The following is an 8154-nucleotide window of genomic DNA, read 5'->3' as shown; positions in this document are numbered from 1 at the left end:
GGTTAACTAGGCCAGAGCCTTTGAGGGTTATGGTACTCTTTGGCTGCGGCGTCACTTTCAGCGGTAACCCGCCAAAAGTGACGCCTTGAGTTCTGTAAACAGTCAGCAAAAAGCGTGCGAACGTTGAAGTGCCATCAGATACAGCAAAACGCCGTAAGATTAAGTGTAAAATTGTAGTAATAATTAATTGTTTTTGTGTAGAAAGTTGCTCGCTGAATATTTCAAACAGTGATCGTGATAAGTGTGTATCGGATGTGCAAAGTCATCCTGTTGTTCATTGAAGATAAAGGAAATAGGATTTATGTTGTTTAGCCATTACAGCTATGTGACCATTTATGATAGTGAGTAAGTCCCAATAACATAACTTATCTTTTTACTAACAGTAATAATAAAAATAGTTTTTCACACATTGACAATTCACTCATTTCATACCAAAATGTTAAAATCATAAAAACGAAATAAATCATAAAATGATTTTTGTGATCAGGATCAATTGAACTCCCTCAACATAATTATTTATATTACCTATAATATATTTACATTAAATAACATGGTAAGAAAAATGGAATACGTTAGAATAAGAAACGTAGCAAGCTATCATGACACTGAATATTTAGAGTGAAATTTATCAAAAAAATAAATTTAATTTATGGTCAGAATGGAAGTGGAAAATCAACTATAGCTAATTATTTTAATCCTGATGACTCAAAAGCATATAAAGAATGCAATTCTAATTTAGATAACACCTATAATTATTTAGTATACAATAAAAATTCATTGAGGATAACTTTTATAAAAGCGACAAGCAACCAGGAATATTTATTTTAAGTGAAAAAAAACAAAGAAATTGAACTTTACATAGAAAAAATAAAATTAAAATTGAATGAAGAGAATAAAAATAAAAACAGATTGACTGAGGAAAAAGAAAACATAATAAAAAAATGGAAAATGAAAGAAATTTATACGAAATTAAATTCAACGAGTACTATTCTAATATTATTGATTTATTAAAAGAAACCACAATACTTACTAAAGAAAAGAAAAAAATACCACTAAATGAGATATAAGATATCTATAATGAAAACATTAAATTTTTTGATAAAAAATAGACACACCATCTATGGAGTTTAAAATAAATCCAATATCACATAGAATAAAAAACATAGAAGAATATTTTAAAAATGTAAATGGTTCAATATTAGAAATAAATAGAAAAGTTAGAATGTATAAAAATAGCGAGAATGAAATAAAAGTAAAAATGTGGTCTGGAATGAAATTTTCCAGCATGGAATTATTAGAAACTTATAATGAGATTAAAAATAATCAGAAAAAGCAATAGAATCAATCTAATCAAAAATAGATATTATTAAAAACGAAGAAATAACTCTAACTAGAAAAATTGATGAATTAAGACAAAATACATCTAATATTGAATCAACAATTTGATTTTATCTAATTCCTGCTCAGTATAGGAATTCAATTAAATCAATGTGTTAAAAAGGGGGAATTATCCTATTTACGTAACTTGTTGATTTTATGCAATTCCAGCACAGAACCAGGGATTAATTAGATCAAGGGGTTAAGCAAGTGTTGATGATTGAATAAATTGATAGGGTTGCGTGGTAGATGGGACAAGTGAGTAATTAAGGAATGAAAAGAAGGATATTTATTATCCCAACTAAAATTAAATTTTATCAGCAGTAATATAAATTTTATTAATTCACCATCTGTCATTTTATGCCATCCTGCCATCAAAACATGCATCTCACCCATTGAAGTTAATCAAGCCATACTCTCCAGTATTGATGAACCAGTTTATTTATGTTCACAGGCGGAGAAGTCTCCCACCGCCTTCATATTATTTAGCAATATGTATTGTTGATTAAATGAGGGAATAGCTATGCAAGATAAAAAGCCTGAGATATCAGTACCAACACAACAATCCTATGAAAACTTTGGATATACCACGATACCTGTTGGTGTTCCTATTCCTTGGCCGTCAGAAATTCCACCGGATGGCTGGCTTAAATGCAATGGTGAAGTATTTGATAAAGAAAAATATCCGAAACTCGCTCTTGCCTATCCATCAGGCAGATTGCCTGATTTAAGGGGGGAATTTATTCGTGGTTGGGATGATGAGCGCGGAGTAGACTCAAATCGCCAAGTTTTATCGTGGCAAGCTGACAGAACAAAAAAGATACAACTAGCGGAAGGTAACGGTAGCAATTACCTAGCCTTATACCAAGGTTCCCTAGACAAACTCCGCTACCCAATAGGCAGAGATGTAATAGGGCACGCTACTGAAAACTCAATTGCTAACAATACAGGCGGTGACGAAACCCGCCCCCGTAATATAGCCTTCAACTACATAGTCAGAGCCGCTTAGTAATTATGAGCCCTCCCTCGCGAGGGCTTTTTCAGGTTGGCGTATATCCCAACTAAATTTGATGTGGTTCAATAATTTTGGTCACCTGAATAGGGGTGATATTCTCACTTCAACCATTCAACAGGTGACATCATGAAAAGATATTTCAGTCCTGAATTTAAATTAGAGTCGGCGCAATTAGTGCTTGACAACACTACAGCATTGCCGAAGCCGCCAGAGCCATGAATGTGAGTTCATCTGCAATGGGGCGCTGGGGACATCAATTGAAGCAGGATTGACTGGACTTGCCTGAACACATCTTGCTCATGCTTCGCTTTTATTGTAGCCCGCTGACATTGCTGATAGTAAGCTTGTCGTGTAAACTCCAGGTAACGGTAACATTGAACCACCTTGAAGCCGGCTATTTTTTTCTCCTGGATGGCCTGCCTCGTGGCTTTTTTACGAGACTGACGCCATAGTCCCGTTTTAACACCTCAACGACCGCCTCAAAAAACTCGGCTTTCTTTTCTATTTCAGTCAGTTGTTGTTCAAGTTCTTTGAGCCGTTGCTCAGGTGTGAGTGAAGAAGATGTCGTCATAGGTGGCCTCTGAGGATGTAAAAGTGTACAACCCAGACTCCAATCTAACTGCCCCTGCTTCCTAAGCCAAACTAAAACGGTTGAGCGTCCTTGAATCCCGTATCGATATTGGGCTTGTTTATAAGTCATCTCGCCTTTTTCAACTTACTCAACAACCGTCAATTTGCCGTCACTGAACCCAATCAGGTGTGGTGTGGGGATGTCACCTACATCTGGACTGGTCAACGCTGGGCCTATTTAGCGGTCGTTATCGATCTGTTTGCGCGTAAGTCCATTGGCTGATTTAAAATCGCTTTCATAATGATGCTTGACATAGGAGCGTCAACAGTCCCATGAGCGTTTTTTCAGGAGCTTAAAAAGTGAATGGGTGCCTGAAGAAGGTTACCGCAATTTTGATGAGGCTTTGCGATCAATTATCTATTATATCACGGGCTATTACAGTCAGGTTCGCCCTCATTGGTATAACAATGGATTAACACCCAACGAATCAGAACGATTATTTTGGGAAAACGCTAAGGTAGTAACCAATTTTAGTTGACCACTTCAATTCCAGTGTTTCAAGTTTACTCAGCCAGTCATTCGGCTCTTTACCAAACTTAGCCGCTACATCTGTAGCATTAATCCATCCCTCTTCATTAAAGCGAATAGGGTGGCCGTCATAATCCAATGGAATGATGTTACTCATGGCATATTACCTACATTTAAAATGAACCCTCGTTCACATAGAAAATCAGCCCGTCGAAGCTCGCCAGCTATAACTGACTTCCTCGAAGGCTCATATCAAAGTGATTAGATTCGACGTTAAAAATTGCGCTGTGAATGCGCGGTGAAAATAAAAATGCCACCAACCCATGTGCGTTGGGTACGCGATGGGAACGGGGCAGCATGGGTTATTTCTGTAGCCATTCAGGGAATGGATACAAAAATATTGGGTTTAGTTTCAAGTGGTAACTAATTGTTAAGCATTATTCGCTTGTTGTTGAGTGGGAATGGAATTAAGTATTGCGCATAAATGTTTTATGGAGGTCGTTATGCCAATAAATCCGCGAGATCCGTTTAAAACCAGTTCCCCCTTAGTAAGACGCAGGCAAATTTTTTGTACTCAAACAGTTATTACACATTCGCCATCCCATTCTCTAGGTTCTGATATTCTTAACGTATATTTAGAGTACTTAATTCAATGTAGATTCCTAAGTGCAGATAGATTCGGAAGATTAACTATTAAAGCTGCATTCGCTGACCTGGCTTATGGGCCTATTAATTTATCTAATATAGACAATTATCTAAATCTGCTTGGATTTACCTCAGCACCAGCACTAAGAGGGGTTAAATATGTACAGACTCGTTATAAGAATGTTCGTAGTTTAGCCGATTATGAAGAAAACGTTTTGCCTGCAATAAAGAAAGCATGGGATGCTAATCCACCTTATTGAGAGCCAGTCTCTGAATCACTAAATATTATTCCGCCACCATAGAGCAAATGATTCTGAGGTGGCTATATCTTCTCAATGAAGTGATCAGGATTGAGTTGCCCAATAAAACCGTATGCCCGTTTATGCAAAATGTCACGATACAGCTTCATGACAGGTAGTTGCGCATCTAAAAGATGCCCTATCAGCTTCTTCTAGCTGGTAATAAATAGCACTACTGATAAAATCAGATAGTTTTGAAATCCTTTCATGTTCACAAAATCTACCCAGAGGGCGGCGATTTTCAAAACCAGCACCAAATGGTGCATCAGTATGTATCTCATGGCAGTTATTACACCGGACTAATTTCTGGTCATTGCTCATAGCAACTCAAACGCTTTTTCAAACGTTGCTTTTTTCTTCAACCTAGTGATAGCCAAGCAAAGTTAGCTGGTTATTTAACTGGAACTTGTGGACACGAAGAAAACTCAAATATCCTTTCTTCTGTTCACCAATTTCAGGGTTGTCGATAATTTTTTCTATTTCGTCTTCCACTATAGCAAGAAGATTTTCAGGTAACTTAGATAATGCCTTAGAGAAACGTCTTGTTTCATAAACATCAATCTTGGGACTTTTTGGTCCTTCTGACATAACGCAACACCTTGCCATTATCGACTTCGCTTTTCGCCAGCAACGCCTCAAGGATAAAGGAGTACGGCAAATCCGGGTTATCTTCGGCGATGCGGCCTATTTTTGCCCAATGTTCGATCTGCTTTGGCACACTCCTGCTTGATACTTCTGCGTGAATTTTTACATCATTCACGAAGTCATCGTCTAAACGGATACTAATAGCCATTTGCGTGTTCTCTCTCGGGGTTTGTATTACATGCGATCAAACGTATACGCCTTCGGAAGCGCACTTACAACATGCACCATTTTGTCGCGTTAAATAAATTAAATAAATGCCATGTCAGCCATTAGTCAGATAGTAACTATTACCTGAGAACGGGGCATGGGCTTACTCTATACCAATCCGGGGTGCTGCTCGAAATAGTCAAAATTGCATATAATTAATTGATTTCAAAAGATACAGTGTGTTGGCCTGTGCTGCTTGAGTTGTAAACTCTAAGTTGACAACTGGTTGTGGAGGTCGTCGCTGAACTCCGACATCGGGCACCAAGTCATACCATCCCGCACACAGTAAGTGAATATTGGTCAGTCTTTCAGGTAGCAGTTAAGCACACAGTATCTAAGCAGCCAGTCAGCCCTGACATTCTCCACATTTCAATGAGCACTCATAAATAATCACTAAAATAGAGAAAAGTAAAAACCAGCAAAATGATATGCTGGTTTTATATAAAATTCATAATTAGTCTCTAATTTAGCTGGCTAATATTATAAAGCTAATATGTTATCGCTGTTACATAACTATTATAATTACCGCCATCATTTTCAATTCTGACCGTTACAGTTTTTCCTAGAATAAACGCATCATAAACAAGCTGAGTGCGTATCTTATTTTCATAGTTAACCCCAATACAGCCTTCAACACTCCTATCTAAACTTACAAACCAATAGGCCGGATTGTTATGCCACTTACTTATATGGATTACCTTGTCTAACTTTCCTACATACTCTCCATGAGGCACAAGCTGTTTGCAGCTAAATGAAGATATAGTTGCATGCGTAGTCTTAGTCTCATCCTTTTCCTCGGCCATTCCAATTCCCGCGAACAAAGACAAAATTAATCCTGTAAGAATTCTCACTTTTTTATTTATCATAGCAATCCCCTTATTTATATGGATTAATTATTTCAAACATCGCCCAGATATTACCCATACAATATCTGAATACGCCATATTAAAATAAGGACAACATTGATAACTTAAATCAAATAAAATTATAAAAGTCTGTTAATAACTATCAAAGAAATGAGAATTATCATAATAAGGTTTTCTTTATTTTAAAAAGAAAACCCCGCCGAAGAGAGGTCTGAAAATTCGTAGTAAGTATAGCTACAAATTCCTACTATTTGAAGATATTAGGGGTCAAGGCCGGACAAAATGCAACGGTTTATTTTGTCACCGCTTCAAATACCTCTGCTGCCCGTTTCTCTTCTGTGTAACACTTCTCCACCAGCTTTTGATAAAAGGGCTTCCAGTTCAGCCGCCACGTTCTTTCATTCAGTTCAGGCAAATAAGCCTTGATTGCTGTATAAGCCACTGACGAGGGCACTTTGCTGTAACCCCGCCCAGAGCAGCGCGGGCAGGCCAGGGTGTTTTACTACTTCCTTCCTAGAGTAAATCAGTCCTTTTCCCTGACATTCGTGACACTGACAGGCAGAGGCAGCCGAACGGGAATAATCTTCAAAGGCCAGCCTGGCTAAAATCACCATGCGCTGCTCCAGTTTATTTCCCGCCGCTTTTGAGATCAGTTTCGGTACGGTCAGTCTTGCGTATCGTGCCAGTTTTTCCACGGTGCTGAACTTGTTTTCCTTGCTGACATCATTCTTGGCAAAATTTTTCCGTAACAGTATCCCGACTGCGCCACTACAAGATGAACGGTATTCATATAAAGCATGTAGTTCTGGATGTCATTTCGAGCTATCCTATCCTGAATAATTAATAAAAATATCACGTAATTTTATATAGAGAGATTATTAATGAAAAATAGTTATGTATACATATTAATTAACTCATCTATGCCTGGATTAATCAAAATAGGAAAAATATTGCGCGACTCTCAGATCAGAGCTAAAAAACTCTTTACTATCGGCATACCCACTCCTTTCGAAGTTGCATTTGAAGTTTTTTCTGAAGATTATGATGCCCTAGAAAAAAATATGCATGATACACTTTCACATTATCGAATTAGTAACAACAGGGAATTTTTTCGCTATCCATTAAAAAAACGCATAGAATTATTAATTAATTTAAACACCTCACAATCATCTGATGAAGCTAATTTCAGTTCTATTAGTATCTTTCATCAACTAAAATCAAAATATGGTTCTTGGATAGTTCCAAAACTAATTGATATTAGAATAATTCAAACAAGTGATATCGTATGGCTAGAAACTACAATAGAGAAAGAGATTGGTAGCTATTTAAGGGATTTATTCATACATAGAAGTGATTTAGGTTTTATTATTAACGATGAAGATGATGATGATGATGATGATGATGATGATGATGATGATCTATTTTTTCACCAAATTCAAATATTACAGAGAATGCGAAAAAATTTATAGATGAATTTGACGTTATTTCAATTATTAATACAACAGATATTTTTCATGAGAAAGCCTGTTCTGATATTTATAAAAAATATAGATCACAACATTCATAAAATACCCCTTCTTTCGAGAGGGAGTTCCATTTAGTTTCCTTAAGAGGATAGCTTTCCCCTATGGCTACCAATACTTATTATCATCAATCGTGTCAGTACGCCAATCATAGGTTAAAGCATATCTCGTTGAGAGGGTTTATAGGTGGGATTACCATGACTACCCTGAGATAAACTAGCATCAGCATACTGTTTTACATGCCTGGCTTTCAAATAGTTGAGACTTTTAACCTGAATATTCAGGCCCAACAACACCCCCCTAAACCCGAATGCGGTCATAGTAAGTTTTATAACAGCTACCATTCTACTAGATAAAAATTTTAACTCCTTAATCAAACGGCTTATTGATTTCTTCCTTATTGATACCTGACAACATGCAATCTCTGGCGCGCGACAATTCGGACAAAACAGAAAAGCCTGCCTTGCCCTTGACGAAT

General features: G+C 37.0%; 12 protein-coding genes and 3 pseudogenes. 8 read left to right on the top strand and 7 right to left on the bottom strand.

Features of this window, described 5'->3' with window-relative positions:
- The first annotated feature begins 618 nt into the window (after positions 1 to 618).
- The 4 genes and pseudogenes from AAC147_RS20085 to AAC147_RS07405 form a co-directional block, all read left to right on the top strand.
- Positions 619 to 828 (top strand): AAA family ATPase, encoded by a 210-nt coding sequence (locus AAC147_RS20085; protein WP_072032571.1) that lies wholly within the window; start codon positions 619 to 621, stop codon positions 826 to 828.
- Positions 829 to 1011: a hypothetical protein gene (locus AAC147_RS07415; RefSeq protein WP_047686172.1), complete on the top strand. Its 183-nt coding sequence runs from the start codon at positions 829 to 831 to the stop codon at positions 1009 to 1011. It begins immediately after the preceding gene.
- Positions 1012 to 1120: 109 nt separating this feature from the next.
- Positions 1121 to 1339: a hypothetical protein gene (locus AAC147_RS07410; protein ID WP_047686169.1), complete on the top strand. Its 219-nt coding sequence runs from the start codon at positions 1121 to 1123 to the stop codon at positions 1337 to 1339.
- A gap of 627 nt (positions 1340 to 1966) precedes the next feature.
- A pseudogene (locus tag AAC147_RS07405) lies at positions 1967 to 2386 on the top strand (phage tail protein); the annotation flags it as partial.
- A gap of 400 nt (positions 2387 to 2786) precedes the next feature.
- On the opposite strand, the gene AAC147_RS07395 reads toward AAC147_RS07405, so the two are convergent.
- Positions 2787 to 2963 carry a hypothetical protein gene (locus AAC147_RS07395; protein WP_156115449.1) on the bottom strand — a complete coding sequence of 59 codons (177 nt, stop codon included), beginning with the start codon at positions 2961 to 2963 and terminating at the stop codon, positions 2787 to 2789.
- Between the two features lie 153 nt (positions 2964 to 3116).
- Here AAC147_RS07395 and AAC147_RS07390 point away from each other — a divergent pair.
- Positions 3117 to 3501 (top strand): annotated as a pseudogene (locus AAC147_RS07390) (DDE-type integrase/transposase/recombinase); the annotation flags it as partial.
- Here the strand turns inward: AAC147_RS07390 and AAC147_RS07385 are convergent.
- Positions 3460 to 3648, bottom strand: coding sequence for a KilA-N domain-containing protein (locus AAC147_RS07385; protein WP_052189822.1), 189 nt, complete (start codon positions 3646 to 3648; stop codon positions 3460 to 3462). The pseudogene AAC147_RS07390 and the gene AAC147_RS07385 sit on opposite strands and share 42 nt — an antisense overlap.
- Before the next feature lie 141 nt (positions 3649 to 3789).
- Here AAC147_RS07385 and AAC147_RS07380 point away from each other — a divergent pair, with 141 nt between their 5' ends.
- Together AAC147_RS07380 and AAC147_RS07375 are read left to right on the top strand one after the other, a co-directional pair.
- Positions 3790 to 3918 carry a hypothetical protein gene (locus tag AAC147_RS07380; protein WP_255347690.1) on the top strand — a complete coding sequence of 43 codons (129 nt, stop codon included), beginning with the start codon at positions 3790 to 3792 and terminating at the stop codon, positions 3916 to 3918.
- A 76-nt stretch (positions 3919 to 3994) separates the two neighbouring features.
- Positions 3995 to 4396: a hypothetical protein gene (locus tag AAC147_RS07375; protein ID WP_047686165.1), complete on the top strand. Its 402-nt coding sequence runs from the start codon at positions 3995 to 3997 to the stop codon at positions 4394 to 4396.
- Between the two features lie 408 nt (positions 4397 to 4804).
- On the opposite strand, the pseudogene AAC147_RS07370 reads toward AAC147_RS07375, so the two are convergent.
- From AAC147_RS07370 to AAC147_RS07350, 5 genes and pseudogenes are all read right to left on the bottom strand, one after another.
- A pseudogene (locus AAC147_RS07370) lies at positions 4805 to 5023 on the bottom strand (type II toxin-antitoxin system RelE/ParE family toxin); the annotation flags it as partial.
- Complete coding sequence (locus tag AAC147_RS07365; protein WP_047686163.1) at positions 4992 to 5228, bottom strand: ParD-like family protein; 237 nt, start codon at positions 5226 to 5228, stop codon at positions 4992 to 4994. The pseudogene AAC147_RS07370 and the gene AAC147_RS07365, both read right to left, overlap by 32 nt.
- A gap of 547 nt (positions 5229 to 5775) precedes the next feature.
- Entirely contained in the window at positions 5776 to 6153 is a 378-nt protein-coding gene (locus AAC147_RS07360) for a hypothetical protein (protein WP_052189819.1), read from the bottom strand.
- A 292-nt stretch (positions 6154 to 6445) separates the two neighbouring features.
- Entirely contained in the window at positions 6446 to 6595 is a 150-nt protein-coding gene (locus AAC147_RS07355; RefSeq protein ID WP_231571653.1) for an antitermination protein, read from the bottom strand.
- Positions 6561 to 6848, bottom strand: a complete 288-nt coding sequence (locus AAC147_RS07350; RefSeq protein WP_052189816.1) for a hypothetical protein — start codon at positions 6846 to 6848, stop codon at positions 6561 to 6563. The genes AAC147_RS07355 and AAC147_RS07350 overlap by 35 nt, the downstream gene beginning before the upstream one ends.
- 186 nt (positions 6849 to 7034) lie before the next feature.
- Here AAC147_RS07350 and AAC147_RS07345 point away from each other — a divergent pair, with 186 nt between their 5' ends.
- Positions 7035 to 7622, top strand: a complete 588-nt coding sequence (locus AAC147_RS07345) for a GIY-YIG nuclease family protein (RefSeq protein WP_072032569.1) — start codon at positions 7035 to 7037, stop codon at positions 7620 to 7622.
- Positions 7623 to 8154: the final 532 nt, after the last annotated feature.

Origin of the sequence: Xenorhabdus sp. NBAII XenSa04 (assembly GCF_963866145.1) — a bacterium.
Classification (GTDB): domain Bacteria; phylum Pseudomonadota; class Gammaproteobacteria; order Enterobacterales; family Enterobacteriaceae; genus Xenorhabdus; species Xenorhabdus indica.
The sequence above is the reverse complement of the archived record's forward strand: the minus strand, read 5'-3'. Positions and strand labels throughout refer to the sequence as shown.

Excerpts from the sequence above, each read along its gene's own strand:
- AAC147_RS07410 (WP_047686169.1), top strand. The coding sequence starts at position 1,121 with ATGGAGTTTAAAATAAATCCAATATCACATAGAATAAAAAACATAGAA.
- AAC147_RS07395 (WP_156115449.1), bottom strand. The coding sequence starts at position 2,963 with ATGACGACATCTTCTTCACTCACACCTGAGCAACGGCTCAAAGAACTT.
- AAC147_RS07385 (WP_052189822.1), bottom strand. The coding sequence starts at position 3,648 with ATGAGTAACATCATTCCATTGGATTATGACGGCCACCCTATTCGCTTT.
- AAC147_RS07375 (WP_047686165.1), top strand. The coding sequence starts at position 3,995 with ATGCCAATAAATCCGCGAGATCCGTTTAAAACCAGTTCCCCCTTAGTA.
- AAC147_RS07365 (WP_047686163.1), bottom strand. The coding sequence starts at position 5,228 with ATGGCTATTAGTATCCGTTTAGACGATGACTTCGTGAATGATGTAAAA.
- AAC147_RS07360 (WP_052189819.1), bottom strand. The coding sequence starts at position 6,153 with ATGATAAATAAAAAAGTGAGAATTCTTACAGGATTAATTTTGTCTTTG.
- AAC147_RS07345 (WP_072032569.1), top strand. The coding sequence starts at position 7,035 with ATGAAAAATAGTTATGTATACATATTAATTAACTCATCTATGCCTGGA.